Raw genomic sequence first — 18,164 nt, 5'->3', positions numbered from 1 at the left:
TGGAATGCGCTATTTTAATAGAAACGGAAGGATGCCTGACAACTTGATTTTAATTTCGGTTTTGGCAAAGCCATCACCGACACACACACGCAAAACCTTGATAGGCAGGTGTCACATTGCGGCGTTCCAAACCGATTTAGACGGACGTATCGGCAGGATACGGGCTGATTTGCCGTACCTAACCATGGTCAAGCTCGAAAAGCTCCTTCCCCGTAAAGGCGGTATTCGAATAGGCTTTGATACCGCCCTATCGGTTGGGGAAAATATTTCGGTTTGCCGACTGAACATAGGAATAACCGCCTTTCACTTTGCAAACAACCGAAATCGTACAGATTGTTCAGACACAGCCAAAAACAAATGCCGTCTGAAACCCGAATTGTCAGGCTTCAGACGGCATTTCTTATTCAGGCGGTTGCCGTTTCCTCCCCGAACACTTCCCGCCACAATTTCCTGACATTGCCGTAATGGGACAGCAATTCGTCGCTTACTTCGGTTTTTTCCGCGTCGCGCAGTTTGGTGTTGTGTTGCTGCTGACGGTAGAAGCGGTAGGCGGTGCGGCTTTGTTCGGCAAGGGTTTTGTCGATGAGGCCGCAGTCGGCGGCAATGTTCAAGAGGGCGATGTTGCCGTAGTTGTCGAGAAGTTGCGGATATTTTCGGGCATGGGCAAGGATGAGGTATTGGACGATAAATTCGACGTCGACCACGCCGCCGCGTGCGTATTTGACGTTGCTGTCAACCGGCGGGTGGGTGGGGAACATTTTTTCGCGCATTTCGATGATTTCGCCTGCCAAGGCGGTTTGGTCGCGTTCGGCGGTGAGGATTTCGGTGCGGATGCGGTCGAAGGCCGTCTGAATTTCGGGTGTGCCGCAGATGAAGCGGGCGCGGGTGAGGGACTGGTGTTCCCACGTCCATGCGTTTTCGCGCTGGTATTTTTTGAAGGCGGCGATACTGTGGGCGAGGAAACCGGCGTCGCCGTTGGGGCGCAGGCGCAGGTCGGTTTCGTAGAGGCTGCCTGCGCCGGTGGCGGCGGAAAGCCAGTTGGTCAGGCGGCGGGCGAGGCGGCTGTATACGTCGCCTGCGTCGGGATGGGGATCGTCGTAGAGGTAGACGAGGTCGAGGTCCGAGGCGTAGCCGAGTTCTTTGCCGCCGAGTTTGCCGTAACCGACGACGGCGAATTGCGGGGTGTCGCGGTGTTTTTTAGGCATGTCCGCCCATGCGCACGGCAGGGCGGCGGCGAGGATGGTATCGGCGAGGGCGGAGAGTTGGTCGGAGAGGGATTCTACTGTCCACAGTCCGGCGAGGTCTTGGACGGCGAGGCGGAAGACTTGGGCGTGCTGGAAGCGGCGCAGGGTGTCCATTTGCGCTTCGGTGTCGCCGCCGCAGCCTTTGAGGTCGTCTGAAAGGGCGGCGGCGAGGGCTTGCCAGTCAAACGCGGTATCCAAAAGCTGCGCGCTGATGAGTTCGTCCAGCAGAATCGGATATTTGCTCAGATACGCCGCCACCCATGAGCTTTGGCTCATAATCTGCGCGAGTTGCGCCAAGGTTTGCGGATGTTCGTTGAGGAAGGCGAGATAGGCGGAACGGCGGCTGATGTTTTCGAGGAAGTCAAACAGCCGCATCAGCGTATCGGTCGGATTGTTTTGCTCTGCCGCCGCTTGTACGAACAGCGGCACAATGGCGTCAAAACGCGGCTGGGCGTGTGCGGAAAGATGGCGGTATTTATGGCCGTGCCGGATTTGGTCTAGCCTTGCGGCGATAGTTTCGGCATCGAACCCGTGTTCTTTCAGACGACCTGGCCGCTCTTCTTCGTCGGGTTTGTCCTGCCATGCCCATTGCCATTCGCTATTGCTTTGCACTTGTTCTTCAGGTTCGCTCAAGATTTCGTTGAACAACTGATTGACTTTGTTCCGATGAACATTGAGGCCGTCTGAAAAGGCGGCATAGCTGTCGAAACCCATGCTTTCGGCGAGCAGTTGTTGTTGTTCGGGCGAAGTGGGCAGGGTTTGGGTTTGCTGGTCGTCCCAGTATTGCAGGCGGTGTTCGACGTCGCGCAGGAAGCGGTAGGCGGCAAGCAGGGTTTCGACGTTTTCAGACGGCATGATGCCCATCTCGGCAAGTTTCTTCAGCGTTTCCTGCGTGCCTTTCAGTTGCAGCGCGCGCATTTGTCCGCCGCGTATCATCTGAAAAATCTGGGCAATAAATTCGACTTCGCGGATGCCGCCCGCGCCGAGTTTGATGTTGTCCGCCATGCCTTTTTTGCTGACTTCGCTGCGGATTTGGCGGTGCAGGTTGCGCATTGCTTCATATGCGCTGTAATCCAGATATTTGCGGAACACGAAGGGGCGCACCAGCGATTTGATGTCGTTCGGATACGGCGTGACTACGCGGCCTTTGCACCACGCATAGCGTTCCCATTCGCGCCCCTGCGTAATCAAATATTGCTCCAGCGCGGTTTCGCTCAATACCAGCGCGCCCGAATCGCCGTCCGGCCGCAGCCGCATATCGACGCGGAACACCTGCCCGTCGGCGGTGATGTCGTTCAGCAGCGCAATCAGTTTTTGCCCGACTTTGGTGAAAAACTCCTGATTGCCCCGTTCGCGCCTGCCATCGGTGTCGCCCGATTCGGGATAGACGAAAATCAAATCGATGTCGGAAGACACGTTCAGCTCATAGCCGCCCGCCTTACCCATCGCCACCACGCTCAAATGTTGCGGCGATTTCGTATAACGCCCTATCGGTGTGCCGTACATGTCCTGATAATAGGCGTAGGAAAAGTCCAACGCGGTATTGACGGCAAAATCGGCAAACAACGTAATCGTGCGCGTAACTTCGTCCAAATCGCTGATGCGGTTTATATCGCGCACGATAATCTGCGACACGACATAACGGCGCAACTCGCGCAACTGCCGCGCCAATTCTTCCTCGTTTTCTTCCGCGCGGATAGTGTCCCAGTCGGCAAAGGCTTGGAAATCTGCTTCGGTCAACACCTTGTCCAGCATGGGCAGGAAAATTTCGGGCTTGAGTTTGCCGTTGTCGAGCTGGCGGGCAAGGAACAGGGAATAGCGGCGGGCGGTGTCGAGGCGGTTGTCGGACATTTCGGATTCCGTTTGGAAGGATGACGGGAATGGTATGGTGGATTAACTTTAAATCAGGGCAAGGCGAAACCGTACCAGTTTAAAGTTAAGCCACTATATCATAGCAACCTTCGATGCCGTCTGAAACCTTGCCCCGATATTCGGACGGATGCCTACCAATAAAAAACAGCGGCAAATGCCGCCGTTTCCTGTTCACACCTCGCCACGCTCTTTTAAAATAGCATAAGCCGCACTTTTCTCCCGTGTGGAATTTTTAAAAAAAACCATCACTCTTTACGATTTCATGCAGCTCCTCGCTTGATTTCTCCGCATATTCCATTTTCAATGCCTTATACTCTTTACCGGCTTCAATCATTCCCTCGCCTACTGCTTTTGCTGCTTTTGCCGCGCTATCCCAAAAGCCCATAATCATGTTCTCCAATCGTTTCAAATAAATAAGGTCGTTGTTTCTGTCAAGAAACAACGACAGTTTATAAACTGTCGGAAAACAAAATGCCGTCTGAAGACAGATTCTGACTTTCAGACGGCATTTCAAAACAGATTAAGCGTTCAGCAGGCTTTCATCCAAAGCCAAATCACCGTTTCGGTTAACCGCCACTTTGCGCGCCAACACGTTTTGCGCAATTTGTTGCGCTTCGGCAAGCGAGTGCATCAGATAGGTGCCGCATTGGTATTCGTTCAACTCGGGGATTTTGCTTTGGTCTTTGACATTGACCACATCCTGCATCGAGACGAGCCATGCGTCGGCGACCTGCTGTTCGGAAGGCGTACCGATGAGGCTCATGTAGAAACCGGTGCGGCAGCCCATCGGGGAAATGTCGATGATTTCCACGCCGTTGCCGTTTAAGTGGTCGCGCATAAAGCCTGCGAACAAATGCTCCAGCGTGTGAATGCCTTTTTCGGGCAGGATTTCTTTGTTGGGAACGCAAAAGCGCAGGTCGAATACGGTAATGGTGTCGCCTTTAGGCGTGGTCATGGTTTTCGCCACACGCACGGCAGGGGCGTGCATACGGGTGTGGTCGACTTTGAAACTGTCTAACAGGGGCATCGTGTTATCCTTTTGAATGAATGGTTTGGGGGTAGGATGGGCTTCCGAGTCCGATTACAATTCGGCAATTTCCACCGCTTCGCCCGAAGCCGCGCTTAAGGCTTCGTTCAAAACATCGTAAAAATCGCGGCTGTCTCGCGTTGCCAGCCATTTGCCGTTTTGCTCGGCGAAATGGTAGCCGCCGCTTTTTGCGGCAATCCACAATTCTTGGTTAGGCGTGTGGCGGTTGACGATGATTTGCGTGCCGTCTCCGGCTTCGATGGTTAGGACGTTTCCGGCAAACTGGCAGTCGAAATCCCAGCCGTTTTCGTCGATTTGGTCTTCGATGTGTTCGAACAATTCTTCGCTCATGCGGATGAATTCGCTTTCGGTCATCATGGCTTTTTGCGTGTTTTTTGTTTAAGATACCGAATCTTGCCACATTCGCGCTTATGAAGGAAGTTTACCGATGAAATACGGCGTATTTTTTGCGGCGGCAACCGCCCTCCTGCTCTCGGCCTGCGGTTACAAAGGCGACCTCTACCTGCCCAAAGAAGGCGATAAGGCGCGTTTCGGCGTAATCCAAACCGGTTTGCAACTTCAAAGCAAACCGCAATCCGCTTCACAAACCCAAAAATGAAAACGAAAACATGACCCTATTTTGCGAACAAGTCCCCTACCCCCGCCTTGCCGAAGAATTCGGCACGCCGCTTTATGTGTACAGCCAATCCGCGCTGACCGAAGCATTTGAACACTACCAAACTGCCTTTGCCGAGCTCTCCCCGCTCGTCTGCTATGCGGTTAAAGCCAATGGCAACCTAAGCATCATCAAGCACTTTGCTTCTTTGGGAAGCGGTTTCGACATTGTGTCCGGCGGCGAATTGGCACGCGTTTTGGCAGCAGGCGGCGATGCGGCAAAAACCATATTTTCAGGCGTAGGCAAAAGCGAGGCGGAAATCGAGTTCGCGCTGAATGCCGGCGTGAAATGCTTCAATATGGAAAGCATCCCCGAAATCGACCGTATTCAAAAAGTTGCTGCGCGTTTGGGTAAAACCGCGCCCGTCTCCCTGCGCGTCAATCCCGATGTCGATGCGAAAACCCATCCTTACATCTCCACAGGTCTGAAAGCCAACAAATTCGGCATCGCCTACGCCGACGCGCTCGAAGCCTACCGCCATGCCGCACAACAGCCCAATTTGAAAATTATCGGCATCGACTGCCACATCGGTTCTCAACTGACCGACTTAAGCCCGCTGGTCGAAGCCTGCGAACGCATTTTGATTTTAGTTGACGCTCTTGCCGCCGAAGGCATTGTTTTGGAACATTTGGACTTAGGCGGCGGCGTCGGCATTGTTTATCGAGACGAAACCGTGCCTGATTTGGGCGCGTATGCCCAAGCGGTTCAAAAACTGATCGGCACACGCCGTCTGAAACTCATTCTGGAGCCCGGCCGCAGCTTGGTCGGCAACGCAGGTTCGCTGCTGACACGCGTCGAATTCGTCAAATACGGCGAAGAGAAAAACTTTGTGATGGTCGATGCGGCAATGAACGATTTAATGCGCCCCGCCCTATATGATGCCTATCATCACATCGAAGCGGTAGAAACCAAAGACATTGAGCCTCTGACCGCTAATATCGTCGGCCCGATTTGTGAAACCGGCGACTTCCTCGGCAAAGACCGCACCATCGCCTGCGAAGAAGGCGATTTGCTGCTTATCCGCAGCGCGGGCGCATACGGTGCCAGCATGGCGAGCAATTACAACGCGCGCAACCGTGCGGCGGAAGTGTTGGTTGACGGCGGCGGATACAAGCTCATCCGCCGGCGCGAAACCTTAGAACAGCAAATGGCAAACGAACTCGCCTGCCTGTAAGCCGAACATCAAAATGCCGTCTGAAGCGGTTCGGACGGCATTATCCGTTTAAAGTTACATCTTAGGGCCGCATCGGCGGAATATTCAAACACAGCCTGTTTTCAAATGACGACGCAACAAATCCCCGTCTCGCCCGGCTGAAGAAGGGAATTGTTGAAAAAAATTACGCGCCCCTTTTATGGGGTGCAATCTAAGGAATTGAAATGAAGCACGCCCCGATTATCCTCCTGCTCGCCGCTTTGTCCGCCGCCCTCCTTTCGGCGGGCTGCACCGCCCTTACCTCCGACCGGCCGCCGCTTCACACCCTGCCGAAAAGCGCGCCCATCCAACCCGCCAACCCATACAGCCAGCCGCCTTCAGGCACGCCGGACGGTGCGTACAGCATCCGTTCTTCAAACGGGCGCGTATTGAAAAGCATCGTCAAAAACGGCGTGTTCGACCGCTTTGTCGATATTTACCATCCAAACGGCAAACTGCATTCGCACACGCCGGTTGAAAACGGCGTGGCGCAAGGTTGGTCGCAAGGCTATACCGAACAGGGCATATTGCGGACGCGCATCCTGTACCGGGATGGACATATCGTCCGAGCGCAAACTTTGGATGCGTCGGGCAAAATGGAACGCGAATGGCAGCCGTAAAACAAATGCCGTCTGAAACAGTTCAGACGGCATTTTTAACGCTCTAAAGGCTTACTCGTTCGGCAACCTTAATAGGGAAAGCAGCAAACCTCCCCAGATTATCACGATTGAGACAATCATCATCACAATGGCGGAAGTACTCATTTTTCTTCTCCTTGTTCATGTTCGTGTTCGTCTTTGACATTAAAATCCTGACCGTGTTTCCAAGGCAGCAGCGAAAGTAGCAGCCCGAACACGACCAATGCCGCCGACATTCCCCATCCGAAAATACTGAGGAAACCATCCGGATAACCTTCGTAATTTTTCTCCATCAGGCCGCTGGTATCTTTAAACAGCATATAGCCGAGCATGGCGACGGTAAAGAACACACAAACCGTCCACAACGCACCGATGCGTATGGAAGACAACGCGTTAAGATGCTTGCGCAACTCCTGCAGCCTGCGGAATACGATAATCGCCAAAACATACAAGAAACCGGATGCCACAATGCCGTAAGTATTGACGAACTTGTCCAAAACGTCCAAAACAGGCAGACCGGTGGTCGTACCGAACAACAATGTAGAAACAATGCCCATGGGAATACAGACGAGCAATGTAGCGTTGACGCGACCGATATTCAACTTGTCCTGAATGGCGGCCACAATCACTTCGACGATGGAAATCATCGAGGTAATGCCTGCAAACACCAGCGAACCGAAAAACAATACGCCGATAAGTGCACCCATGGGAGCCTGATTGATGATGGTCGGAAAAGCGATAAACGCCAAACCGATACCGCTGGAGGCGACCTCATTAACCGCCTGCCCGTTTGCCTGCGCCATAAAGCCCAGTGCGGCAAACACGCCGATACCCGCGAGCAACTCAAAACTGCTGTTGGCAAACCCGACCACCAAGCCCGTGCCGCCCAAATCCGTTTTCTTCTTCAAGTAAGAAGAATAAGTAACCATAATGCCGAAACAGATGGAAAGAGAGAAGAAAATCTGACCATAAGCAGCCACCCAGACCTTAGGATCGGCAAGCTTGGACCAGTCCGGCGTAAACAATGCGTCCAGCCCCTTTGCCGCACCCGGCAGGGTCAGTGAAATGCCGACCATAATCAAGAACATGATTACAAGCAACGGCATAAAGAAAGACGATGCGCCTGCCACGCCTTTTTGCACGCCCAAAGCCATAATGACCGATGTGAAAACCCATACGCCGACTAACGGCCCGACAACTTTACCGACAAAATCCAATCCCAAAGCCTCAGGCCCGGCCATATTCAGGAAGTCTTTAAAGAAGAAGTCTTGCGGATTGACACCCCATGCCGCATTGAACGAATAATAAACATAACTTGCCGACCAACCGATAATCACTGCGTAATAGATGCAGATGACGATATTGGTCATCACATTCCACCAGCCTACCGGTTCAAACCAGCGTCCGAGGCGGCGGAAAGCCAACGGCGGGGAACCCCGATAACGGTGCCCGATGGCATAATCAAGCAGCAGCAGCGGAATACCGGCTGTCAGAAGGGCGACCAAGTACGGCAGCATGAATGCGCCGCCGCCATTATCAAATGCAATATAGGGAAACCGCCAGATATTGCCCAAACCCACGGCAGAACCGATGGCGGCAAACATAAACGCCCGACGGTTGTTAAACGTGGCGCGTTCGTTCGTTTTGGAATCAGACACGTTGATACCTCTTAATTACCTAATAAAAAACAAGCCATTAACGGCTACTCGATATAGAAAACAGCGTCTGACAGGATAATGTCGTCTGAAAAAACAATCTGGCTTTTGACTGATTGTTTACAATCTATGCGCTTATCGTAAAAAAATTTAACGCCGATGGCAAGCAATGATGACTTGAAAATGAAAAAATTTTCTATTTACCCGTAAAAATCCCCTTTTTATGCCTACCGGCACCCGCCCATTATTCAGATAAAAAAACCGCACGGTATAAGCCGTGCGGTTTTTTTATCTGAAAGCTTCAGACGGCATTTCTTACATCATGCCGCCCATACCACCCATGCCGCCCATGTCAGGCATAGCAGGTTTTTCTTCAGGGATTTCAGCAATCATGCAGTCTGTGGTCAGCATCAGGCCGGCGATAGATGCGGCGTGTTGCAGCGCAGAACGGGTTACTTTGGCAGGGTCGAGTACGCCCATTTCGATCATGTCTCCGTATTCGCCAGAGCCTGCGTTGTAACCGTAGTTGCCTTTGCCTTCCAATACTTTGTTCACAACCACGCTAGGTTCGCCGCCTGCGTTGGCAACGATTTGGCGCAGCGGAGACTCAACGGCGCGCAAGACGATTTGTACGCCTGCGTCTTGGTCGGCATTGCCGGTGTGCAGGTTTTCCAGAGCGGCACGGGCGCGCAACAGGGCTACGCCGCCGCCTGCAACCACGCCTTCTTCAACGGCGGCACGGGTAGCGTGCAGCGCGTCTTCCACGCGGTCTTTTTTCTCTTTCATTTCGACTTCGGTAGCGGCACCGACTTTGATCACTGCCACACCGCCTGCCAGTTTGGCCACGCGCTCTTGCAGTTTTTCTTTATCGTAATCGCTGGTTGCGGTTTCGATTTGTTGGCGGATTTCGGCAACACGCGCTTCGATTTGGGCAGCGTCGCCGAAGCCGTCGATGATGGTGGTGTTTTCTTTACCGATTTCAATGCGTTTGGCTTGACCCAAGTCTTCCAGAGTGGCTTTTTCCAGAGACAGACCGACTTCTTCGGAAATTACCACGCCGCCGGTCAGAATGGCGATGTCTTGCAACATGGCTTTGCGGCGGTCGCCGAAGCCCGGAGCTTTCACGGCAACGGTTTTCAGGATGCCGCGGATGTTGTTCACCACCAAAGTCGCCAAGGCTTCGCCTTCTACGTCTTCAGCGATAATCAAGAGCGGACGGCTGGCTTTTGCCACTTGTTCCAAAACAGGCAGCAGGTCACGGATGTTGCTGATTTTTTTGTCGAACAGCAATACAAACGGATTGTCCAGCGCAGCGATTTGTTTTTCCGCATCATTGATGAAGTAAGGGGACAGGTAGCCGCGGTCGAACTGCATACCTTCGACGACATCCAATTCGTTTTCCAAAGATTTGCCGTCTTCAACGGTGATCACGCCTTCTTTGCCGACTTTTTCCATCGCTTCGGCGATAATCGCGCCGACTTGTTCGTCAGAGTTGGCGGAAATAGAGCCGACTTGGGCGATTTCTTTAGAAGTGTCGCAAGGTTTGGCGATGTTTTTCAGCTCTTCAACCAAAGCGGCAACAGCTTTGTCGATACCACGTTTCAGGTCGGTCGGGTTCATACCGGCGGTCACGTATTTCATGCCTTCGGCAACGATGGATTGTGCCAATACGGTTGCAGTAGTGGTACCGTCACCTGCTACGTCGTTGGTTTTAGACGCAACTTCTTTCACCATTTGCGCGCCCATGTTTTCGAATTTGTCTTTCAATTCGATTTCTTTTGCAACAGACACACCGTCTTTAGTGATGTGCGGACCGCCAAAAGCGCGGTCGAGTACCACGTTGCGGCCTTTAGGGCCCAAAGTTACGCGTACGGCGTTTGCCAATACATTGACGCCGTTTACCATTTTTTGGCGAACTTCATTGCCGAATTGTACGTCTTTTGCTGCCATTTAAATTCTCCAAATCAATATTAAAAATCTGTTCGATGCCGTCTGAAAACTTCATGTTTGATTCAGACGGCCTTCGGTTCTGAAACCTAATTCAACAATTATTCAACGATACCGAAGATGTCTTCTTCACGCATTACCAACAGCTCTTCGCCGTCGGCTTTTACGGTTTGGCCGCTGTATTTGCCGAAAATGATTTTGTCGCCGACTTTGACATCCAGCGGACGGCGCGCGCCGTCTTTACCGATTTTGCCCGCACCCACGGCGATTACTTCGCCCATGTCGGGTTTTTCAGCAGCCGCGCCCGGCAAAACGATGCCCGATGCGGTTTTCTCTTCAGCTTCCAAGCGTTTGACGACGACGCGGTCGTGTAAAGGGCGGATGGTCATGTTTATACTCCGATAAAATTATTTAAAAACAATTTCCTGCCTAAAAAACTCAGACAGATTAAGGATGAAAACCGGACAGCCGTCAGGCGGCTGCCTGTATAAGTCGGCAAAATTAGGGTTTGTTCGAACAAATTCAAGTGACGCGGTACAAAATTATTCCTGCCGTTTTTCATGTCGTCGAACAAACCTGTCAACAAAAAACAACACTTTCCAAATAAAAACAATACGCAACTTTACAGAATAACTACATCTCGATAATATTAATGAGAATAATTATTGACTGTCTAAAATCTAAACCATTTCTTAGCAGTTTTGTTTTTATTTTTCTATCTCAACAAGGAAGATTGAATGAATACCCCGTTGTTCCGCCTCAGCCTGCTCTCACTTACCCTGGCGGCAGGTTTTGCCCATGCGGCAGAAAATAATGCCAAGGCCGTACTGGATACCGTTACCGTAAAAGGCGACCGCCAAGGCAGCAAAATCCGTACCAACATCGTTACGCTTCAACAAAAAGACGAAAGCACCGCAACCGATATGCGCGAACTCTTAAAAGAAGAGCCGTCCATCGATTTCGGCGGCGGTAACGGCACGTCCCAACACCTGACCTTGCGCGGCATGGGTCATAATTCTGTCGACGTCAAGGTGGACAACGCCTATTCCGACAGCCAAATCCTTTACCACCAAGGCCGCTTCATCATCGATCCTGCTTTGGTTAAAGTCGTTTCCGTACAAAAAGGCGCGGGTTCCGCCTCTGCCGGTATCGGCGCAACCAACGGCGCGATTATCGCCAAAACCGTCGATGCCCAAGACCTGCTCAAAGGCTTGGATAAAAACTGGGGCGTGCGCCTCAGCAGCGGCTATGCCTCTAATGACGGCGTAAGCTACGGCGCAAGCGTATTCGGAAAAGAGGGCAACTTCGACGGTTTGTTCTCTTACAACCGCAACGATGAAAAAGATTACGAAGCAGGTAAAGGCTACAAAAGTCCCAACGGCGGCAAAACCGTACCTTACAGCGCACTGGACAAACGCAGCTACCTGGCCAAAATCGGAACAACCTTCGGCGACGGCGACCACCGCATCGTATTGAGCCACATGAAAGACCAGCACCGGGGCATCCGTACTGTGCGTGAAGAGTTTACAATCTTCGAGTCCGACCCTGCAAAAGACAGGCAGAAACCCTCATACCGTGAAACTACCCAATCCAACACCAACTTAGAGTACACGGGCAAAAACCTGGGCTTTGTCGAAAAACTGAACGCCAACGCCTATGTGTTGGAAAACGAACGCTATTCCGCCGATGACAGCGGCAGCGGTTACGCAGGCAATGTAAAAGGCCCTAACCATACCCGAATCGCCACTCATGGTGCGAACTTCAACTTCGACAGCCGCCTTGCCGAACAAACCCTGTTGAAATACGGTATCAACTACCGCCATCAGGAAATCAAACCGCAAGCGTTTTTGAACGGCGAATTTAAGATCTCCGATAAGAAACCAGACCCAACCGATCCCAAAAAAGAAATAGCTAAGACCGATGAAGAAAAAGCGAAAGACAAGATAGATATGGATCTTGTCCATTCCTACAAACTGTCTAACCCAGCCAAAACCGATACCGGCGCGTATATCGAAGCCATTCACGAGATTGACGGCTTTACCCTGACCGGCGGGCTGCGTTACGACCGCTTCAAGGTTAAAACCCATGACGGCAAGACCGTTTCAAGCAGCAGCCTTAACCCAAGTTTCGGTGTGATTTGGCAGCCGCACGAATACTGGAGCTTCAGCGCAAGCCACAACTACGCCAGCCGCAGCCCGCGCCTGTATGACGCGCTGCAAACCCACGGTAAACGCGGCATCATCTCGATTGCCGACGGCACAAAAGCCGAACGCGCACGCAATACCGAAATCGGCTTCAACTACAACGACGGCACGTTTGCCGCAAACGGCAGCTACTTCTGGCAGACCATCAAAGACGCGCTTGCCAATCCGCAAAACCGCCACGACTCTGTCGCCGTCCGTGAAGCCGTTAACGCCGGTTACATCAAAAACCACGGTTACGAATTGGGCGCATCCTACCGCACCGGCAGCTTGACTGCCAAAGTCGGCGTAAGCTACAGCAAACCGCGCTTTTACGATACGCACAAAGACAAGCTGTTGAGCGCGAACCCTGAATTTGGCGCACAAGTCGGTCGCACTTGGACAGCCTCCCTTGCCTACCGCTTCAAAAACCCGAATCTGGAAATCGGCTGGCGCGGCCGTTATGTTCAAAAAGCTGAGGGTTCGATATTGGTGGCAGGTCAAAAAGGTCGCGACGGCAAACTGGAAAACGTTGTACGCCAAGGTTTCGGTGTGAACGACATCTTCGCCAACTGGAAACCGCTGGGCAAAGACACGCTCAATGTCAATCTTTCAGTCAACAACGTGTTTAACAAGTTCTACTATCCGCACAGCCAACGCTGGACCAATACCCTACCAGGTACCGGACGTGATGTACGCTTGGGTGTGAACTACAAGTTCTAAAACATAGTGTAAAATCCGGATGCCGTCTGAAACCCGTTTGGCGTTGAAGGCGGCATTCGGATATTACAGGTCGGATATTGATGCCCGGCCTGTCTTGCCTACATCCTCGAATCCCACAACAGAGAAATTATCCTATGTCACGTTTAACTGCTTTAGCCGTATGCTGCGCCCTTGCTTTGGGTGCGTGTTCGCCGAAAGATTCCGCTTCAAACCAAAACGCGCAAACCGCTCCTGCCGCCCAAACCGAAGGCGCGTCTCTGACCGTCAAAACGGCGCGCGGCGATGCGAACGTGCCGCAAAATCCGGAGCGCATCGCCGTTTACGATTTGGGCGTACTTGATACTTTAAGCAAATTGGGCGTGAAAACCGGTTTGTCCGTCGATCAAAAACGGCTGCCTTATTTGGACGAATATTTCAAATCCACGAAACCTGTCGGCACGCTGTTCGAGCCGGATTACGAAGCACTCAACGCTTACAAACCGCAGCTCATCATCATCGGCAGCCGCACAGCCAAAGCGTTTGACAAATTGAACGAAATCGCGCCGACCATCGAAATGACCGCCGATACCGCCAACCTCAAAGAAAGTGCCAAAGAGCGTATCGACGCGCTGGCGCAAATCTTCGGCAAACAGGCGGAAGCCGACAAACTGAAGGCGGAAATCGACGCGTCTTTTGAAGCCGCGAAAACTGCCGCACAAGGCAAAGGCAAAGGTTTGGTGATTTTGGTCAACGGCGGCAAGATGTCCGCCTTCGGCCCGTCTTCACGACTGGGGGGCTGGCTGCACAAAGACATCGGCGTTCCCGCTGTCGATGAATCAATTAAAGAAGGCAGCCACGGACAGCCCGTCAGCTTCGAATACCTGAAAGAGAAAAATCCCGACTGGCTGTTTGTCCTTGACCGCAGCGCGGCCATCGGCGAAGAGGGTCAGGCGGCAAAAGACGTGTTAAATAATCCGCTGGTTGCCGAAACAACCGCATGGAAAAAAGGACAGGTCGTTTACCTCGTTCCCGAAACTTATTTGGCAGCCGGCGGCGCGCAAGAGCTGCTGAATGCAAGCAAACAGGTTGCCGACGCTTTTAACGCGGCAAAATAATGAAACGGCGGCATTCGATGCCGTCTGAAACACGGAGATTCAAACCGCCTCCTGTGTTTCAGACGGCATTTGCCCGATTTCCGGCGGTTGCATCATCCGGCACCCCGCCTTGTAAAAACAGGGTCGGAGGCGGATTCCCGCAGCCTTATTCAGATTTCCTACAGGCGTAAAAAACCGGCAATAACGCCTTCCCATCCTTCTCTTTTTATGACTGCCAGACCCTTATCGCTAAACTTAACCAACCTCCTGCTTTTGGCGGCATTATTTATCATCAGCCTGTCGGTAGGCGTTGCCGATTTCCGCTGGTCAGATGTATTTTCCCTGTCCGACAGTACCGAATTGATACTGGTCAGCCGCCTGCCCCGCACATTCGCCATCGTGCTGACCGGTGCATCGATGGCGGTGGCGGGGATGATTATGCAGATTTTGATGCGCAACCGTTTTGTCGAACCTTCTATGGCGGGCGCGAGCCAAAGTGCGGCCTTAGGCCTGTTGGCGGTAACATTGCTGTTTCCGACGGCCGCCCTGATGGTCAAAATGTCGGTTGCCGCCGTTGCTGCGTTAATCGGGATGTTGGTGTTTATGATGCTTATCCGCCGTCTGCCGCCGACGGCGCAATTAATGGTGCCGCTGGTGGGGATTATTTTCGGCGGCGTCATTGAGGCGGCGGCAACATTTGTGGCATACAAGTTCGAGATGCTGCAAATGCTCGGCGTATGGCAACAGGGCGACTTTTCAAGCGTACTGCTGGGACGTTACGAGCTGCTTTGGATTACGGGCGGATTGGCATTATTTGCCTACCTGATTGCAGACAGGCTGACCATTCTGGGGCTGGGTGAGGCAGTAAGCGTCAATCTGGGTCTGAACCGGACGGCGGTCTTGTGGTCGGGTTTAATTATTGTGGCACTGATTACATCGCTGGTTATCGTTACGGTCGGCAATATCCCGTTTATCGGGCTGGTCGTGCCGAACATCATCAGCCGGCTGATAGGTGACAGATTGCGCCAAAGCCTGCCGGCAGTGGCTTTGTTGGGCGCGTCTTTGGTTTTATTGTGCGACATTATCGGACGCGTGATTGTGTTTCCGTTTGAAATTCCGGTATCGACCGTCTTCGGCGTATTGGGTACGGTGTTGTTTTTATGGCTCTTGTTAAGGAAACCTGCCCATGCCGTCTGAAAACAAAATTGAATTTATGCAAGGTTCCCCACGCCCGTTATGGGCGGCATTCGCACTCTTACTGATCTGCTGCGGACTGTTTTTAACGCTCAATGTCAAAGGCGATTGGGATTTTGTACTGCAACTGCGGCTGACCAAGCTCGCGGCTTTACTGTTAGTCGCATATGCGGTCGGCGTTTCCACCCAGCTTTTTCAAACGCTGACCAACAATCCGATTCTCACACCCTCGATTTTAGGTTTTGACGCGCTGTATATGTTTTTACAGACGCTTTTGGTTTTCGCGCTGGGCGGTGTGGGCTATACATCCCTGCCTGCGGTCGGCAAATTCGGCTTCGAACTTGCCGTCATGATGGGCGGCTCGCTGCTGCTGTTCTACACGCTCGTCAAACAAGGCGGGCGCGATTTGTCGCGCATGATTTTAATCGGCGTGATTTTCGGGATTTTGTTCCGCAGCCTTTCCTCGCTGCTCTCCCGCATGATCGATCCCGAAGAATTTACCGCGGCGCAGGCGAATATGTTCGCCAGTTTCAATACCGTCCACAACGAACTGTTGGGGATAGGCGCGCTGATTCTGCTCATCAGTGCGGCGGCGGTTTGGCGCGAACGCTACCGCTTGGACGTTTACCTTTTAGGGCGCGCCCAAGCCGTCAATTTAGGCATCAACTACCCGCGCAACACCTTATGGCTGCTGCTTTATACCGCCGCATTGGTGGCAACGGCAACGGCTGTGGTCGGCCCCGTAAGCTTTTTCGGGCTTCTCGTCGCCTCGCTTGCCAACCACTTTTCCCCTTCCGTCCGCCATTCCGTCCGCCTGCCGATGACAGTTTGTATCGGCGGTATCCTTCTGGTCGGCGGACAAACCGTGTTCGAACACCTGCTCGGTATGCAGGCAGTTTTGAGCGTGGTAGTAGAATTTGCCGGCGGACTCGTTTTCCTCTATCTCGTTTTAAAACACAAAAAATGACGGATGCCGTCTGAACGGCCGCCCGCCTCGACAGGACAAAACATATGACACAAGAACATTTCCCATCATTCTTCAACCAAGCCCCGACCATCACCGTCAGGGACGCGCTTGCCGAATTCCTCGGCGCGGCCGAAAACGGCATCCTCACTTACCGCTACGCCGATGCCGTGCGCCTGTGCGGCCACTCCTGCCCGACCGTCGCCGGTGCCTATCTGATGGTCATCAAAGGGCTGGAAGCACTTTACGGCGCAGAGCTGCCGCAACGCGGCGACATCGAAGCCTTTATGCAAGGCAATCGTGACGAAGGCACGACCGGCGTTACCGCGTCCGTCGTCCAACTCCTTACCGGCGCCGCACCCGAAACAGGCTTTGGCGGCGTAGGCCCTGCCGGACGCTTTGCCCGCCGCCACCTCTTATCCTTTGGTGCAGGCGAAATCAACGGCACACTCGCGCTCCGCCGCCGCGATACCGGCAAAACCGTTGCCGTCAGCCTCAACGCCGCGCTCCAACCCTTTGCGCCACAAATGCGCGACATCATGCCCAAAGCCGTCAGCGGCAGCGCAAGCCCCGACGAACTCAAACAATTCGGCGAACTCTGGCAAGAACGCGTCCGCGCCTTCCTGATTGACCAAGCCGACAACCCCGAATTTGTTACCGTCAGCGAAATCTAACCATACAGGAATAAAATTCAGACGGCATCATCATTTAAAGGCCGTCTGAAAACCCAATTCCCCATATTCGAATCCGCCTATGATTACCATCCGCAACGTCAGCTTCCACATCGGCACTCGCCCCATTCTGGACAACATCAGCCTCGACATTCCCGAAGGCGGCATTACCGCGCTAATCGGCCCGAACGGCGCAGGCAAATCCACCCTCCTCTCCTTTATGGCGCGGCTTCAGCCTCTGGTACACGGCAACATCAGCTACGCAGGCAAAGACATCAAAACCACCCCCACCGCCGAACTCGCCCGCACGCTCTCCATCCTCACCCAAGAAAACAGCATCATGAGCCGCATTACCGTGCGCGACCTGCTCATGTTCGGCCGCTATCCCTACCACCAAGGCAGGCCGTCTGAAAACGACAAAACCATCGTCGAAGAAGCACTTGCCGAGTTCCACCTGCAAGACTTCGCCGACCGCTACCTGACCGAGCTTTCCGGCGGCCAACGCCAACGCGCCATGATTGCCATGGTATTCTGCCAGCGCACCGACTACGTTTTGCTGGACGAACCGCTGAACAACCTCGACATGTATCATGCCCGCTGCCTCATGCAAATCCTGCGCCGGCTGACCGACGAACACAAACGCACCACCGTCGTCGTATTACACGACATCAACCAGGCCGCCGCCTACGCCGACCACGTCGTCGCCATGAAAAACGGCCAAGTCGCCATGCAGGGCAAGCCCAACGACATTTTCACCGCCGCAAACATCAAAACCCTATTCGACATGGATGTCGACGTACTCGACCACCAAGGCAAAAAACTGATTGTCCACCATATCTGAACCCGAAAAAATGCCGTCTGAACATTCAGACGGCACCCCATATCCTGACAAAATTAAGGCACGACACAGGCGGCATTGGCGGCGGCATAATATGCACATATTAACAGATATTGATGCCGAACCGTCCGCCGGCAAGAATCTAAATAAATAAATAAATAAATAAATAAATAAATAAATAAATAAATAAATAAATAAATAAATAAATAAATAAATAAATAAATAAATAAATAAATAAATAAATAAATAAATAAATAAATAAATAAATAA

The 18,164-nt window shown here is 52.6% G+C and carries 17 protein-coding genes; 9 read left to right on the top strand and 8 right to left on the bottom strand.

Annotated elements, in window-relative coordinates; all coding sequences use genetic code 11:
* Nucleotides 1-404: 404 nt before the first annotated feature.
* From glnE to cyaY, 4 genes are all read right to left on the bottom strand, one after another.
* The gene (gene glnE / locus BBW69_RS09470; RefSeq protein WP_188211148.1) at nucleotides 405-3,095 is read right to left on the bottom strand and encodes a bifunctional [glutamate--ammonia ligase]-adenylyl-L-tyrosine phosphorylase/[glutamate--ammonia-ligase] adenylyltransferase; all 2,691 of its coding nucleotides are present in this window, start codon (nucleotides 3,093-3,095) and stop codon (nucleotides 405-407) included.
* A gap of 253 nt (nucleotides 3,096-3,348) precedes the next feature.
* A complete protein-coding gene (locus BBW69_RS09465) occupies nucleotides 3,349-3,501 on the bottom strand; it encodes a hypothetical protein (RefSeq protein WP_223170002.1) in 153 nt (50 codons plus the stop codon).
* Between the two features lie 135 nt (nucleotides 3,502-3,636).
* On the bottom strand, nucleotides 3,637-4,143 hold the full coding sequence (luxS, locus tag BBW69_RS09460) for an S-ribosylhomocysteine lyase (protein WP_188211147.1): 507 nt from the start codon (nucleotides 4,141-4,143) through the stop codon (nucleotides 3,637-3,639).
* A 54-nt stretch (nucleotides 4,144-4,197) separates the two neighbouring features.
* Complete coding sequence (gene cyaY, locus BBW69_RS09455) at nucleotides 4,198-4,521, bottom strand: iron donor protein CyaY (RefSeq protein ID WP_096111721.1); 324 nt, start codon at nucleotides 4,519-4,521, stop codon at nucleotides 4,198-4,200.
* A 70-nt stretch (nucleotides 4,522-4,591) separates the two neighbouring features.
* Here cyaY and BBW69_RS09450 point away from each other — a divergent pair, with 70 nt between their 5' ends.
* The 3 genes from BBW69_RS09450 (at nucleotide 4,592) to BBW69_RS09440 (ending at nucleotide 6,631) form a co-directional block, all read left to right on the top strand.
* Entirely contained in the window at nucleotides 4,592-4,762 is a 171-nt protein-coding gene (locus BBW69_RS09450; RefSeq protein WP_002246479.1) for a lipoprotein, read from the top strand.
* A 10-nt stretch (nucleotides 4,763-4,772) separates the two neighbouring features.
* Nucleotides 4,773-5,993: a diaminopimelate decarboxylase gene (lysA, locus tag BBW69_RS09445; RefSeq protein WP_188211146.1), complete on the top strand. Its 1,221-nt coding sequence runs from the start codon at nucleotides 4,773-4,775 to the stop codon at nucleotides 5,991-5,993.
* Between the two features lie 203 nt (nucleotides 5,994-6,196).
* Nucleotides 6,197-6,631: a toxin-antitoxin system YwqK family antitoxin gene (locus BBW69_RS09440; RefSeq protein ID WP_188211145.1), complete on the top strand. Its 435-nt coding sequence runs from the start codon at nucleotides 6,197-6,199 to the stop codon at nucleotides 6,629-6,631.
* A gap of 51 nt (nucleotides 6,632-6,682) precedes the next feature.
* On the opposite strand, the gene BBW69_RS10145 is transcribed toward BBW69_RS09440, so the two are convergent.
* From BBW69_RS10145 to BBW69_RS09420, 4 genes are all read right to left on the bottom strand, one after another.
* Nucleotides 6,683-6,751: a MetS family NSS transporter small subunit gene (locus tag BBW69_RS10145; protein WP_367682828.1), complete on the bottom strand. Its 69-nt coding sequence runs from the start codon at nucleotides 6,749-6,751 to the stop codon at nucleotides 6,683-6,685.
* 20 nt (nucleotides 6,752-6,771) lie between these two features.
* Nucleotides 6,772-8,307, bottom strand: a complete 1,536-nt coding sequence (locus tag BBW69_RS09430; protein WP_188211144.1) for a sodium-dependent transporter — start codon at nucleotides 8,305-8,307, stop codon at nucleotides 6,772-6,774.
* A 312-nt stretch (nucleotides 8,308-8,619) separates the two neighbouring features.
* Nucleotides 8,620-10,254 carry a chaperonin GroEL gene (groL, locus tag BBW69_RS09425; RefSeq protein ID WP_188211143.1) on the bottom strand — a complete coding sequence of 545 codons (1,635 nt, stop codon included), beginning with the start codon at nucleotides 10,252-10,254 and terminating at the stop codon, nucleotides 8,620-8,622.
* 98 nt (nucleotides 10,255-10,352) lie between these two features.
* On the bottom strand, nucleotides 10,353-10,640 hold the full coding sequence (locus BBW69_RS09420; RefSeq protein ID WP_002218094.1) for a co-chaperone GroES: 288 nt from the start codon (nucleotides 10,638-10,640) through the stop codon (nucleotides 10,353-10,355).
* A gap of 348 nt (nucleotides 10,641-10,988) precedes the next feature.
* On the opposite strand from BBW69_RS09420, the gene fetA reads away from it, so the two are divergent.
* The 6 genes from fetA to BBW69_RS09390 all read left to right on the top strand — a co-directional run bounded on the left by fetA (nucleotide 10,989) and on the right by BBW69_RS09390 (nucleotide 17,897).
* Complete coding sequence (gene fetA, locus BBW69_RS09415) at nucleotides 10,989-13,154, top strand: TonB-dependent siderophore receptor FetA/FrpB (protein ID WP_188211142.1); 2,166 nt, start codon at nucleotides 10,989-10,991, stop codon at nucleotides 13,152-13,154.
* A gap of 134 nt (nucleotides 13,155-13,288) precedes the next feature.
* On the top strand, nucleotides 13,289-14,248 hold the full coding sequence (locus tag BBW69_RS09410) for a siderophore ABC transporter substrate-binding protein (protein WP_188211141.1): 960 nt from the start codon (nucleotides 13,289-13,291) through the stop codon (nucleotides 14,246-14,248).
* 207 nt (nucleotides 14,249-14,455) lie between these two features.
* On the top strand, nucleotides 14,456-15,424 hold the full coding sequence (locus tag BBW69_RS09405; RefSeq protein ID WP_188211140.1) for an ABC transporter permease: 969 nt from the start codon (nucleotides 14,456-14,458) through the stop codon (nucleotides 15,422-15,424).
* On the top strand, nucleotides 15,414-16,388 hold the full coding sequence (locus BBW69_RS09400; protein WP_188211139.1) for an iron chelate uptake ABC transporter family permease subunit: 975 nt from the start codon (nucleotides 15,414-15,416) through the stop codon (nucleotides 16,386-16,388). The genes BBW69_RS09405 and BBW69_RS09400 overlap by 11 nt, the downstream gene beginning before the upstream one ends.
* 44 nt (nucleotides 16,389-16,432) lie before the next feature.
* Nucleotides 16,433-17,059 carry an FmdE family protein gene (locus tag BBW69_RS09395; protein ID WP_003678422.1) on the top strand — a complete coding sequence of 209 codons (627 nt, stop codon included), beginning with the start codon at nucleotides 16,433-16,435 and terminating at the stop codon, nucleotides 17,057-17,059.
* A gap of 79 nt (nucleotides 17,060-17,138) precedes the next feature.
* Nucleotides 17,139-17,897 (top strand): ABC transporter ATP-binding protein, encoded by a 759-nt coding sequence (locus tag BBW69_RS09390; RefSeq protein WP_107997336.1) that lies wholly within the window; start codon nucleotides 17,139-17,141, stop codon nucleotides 17,895-17,897.
* Nucleotides 17,898-18,164: the final 267 nt, after the last annotated feature.

It is taken from the genome of Neisseria sp. RH3002v2f (assembly GCF_014596375.1).
GTDB classification, from domain to species: Bacteria; Pseudomonadota; Gammaproteobacteria; order Burkholderiales; family Neisseriaceae; genus Neisseria; species Neisseria cinerea.
The sequence above is the reverse complement of the archived record's forward strand: the minus strand, read 5'-3'. Positions and strand labels throughout refer to the sequence as shown.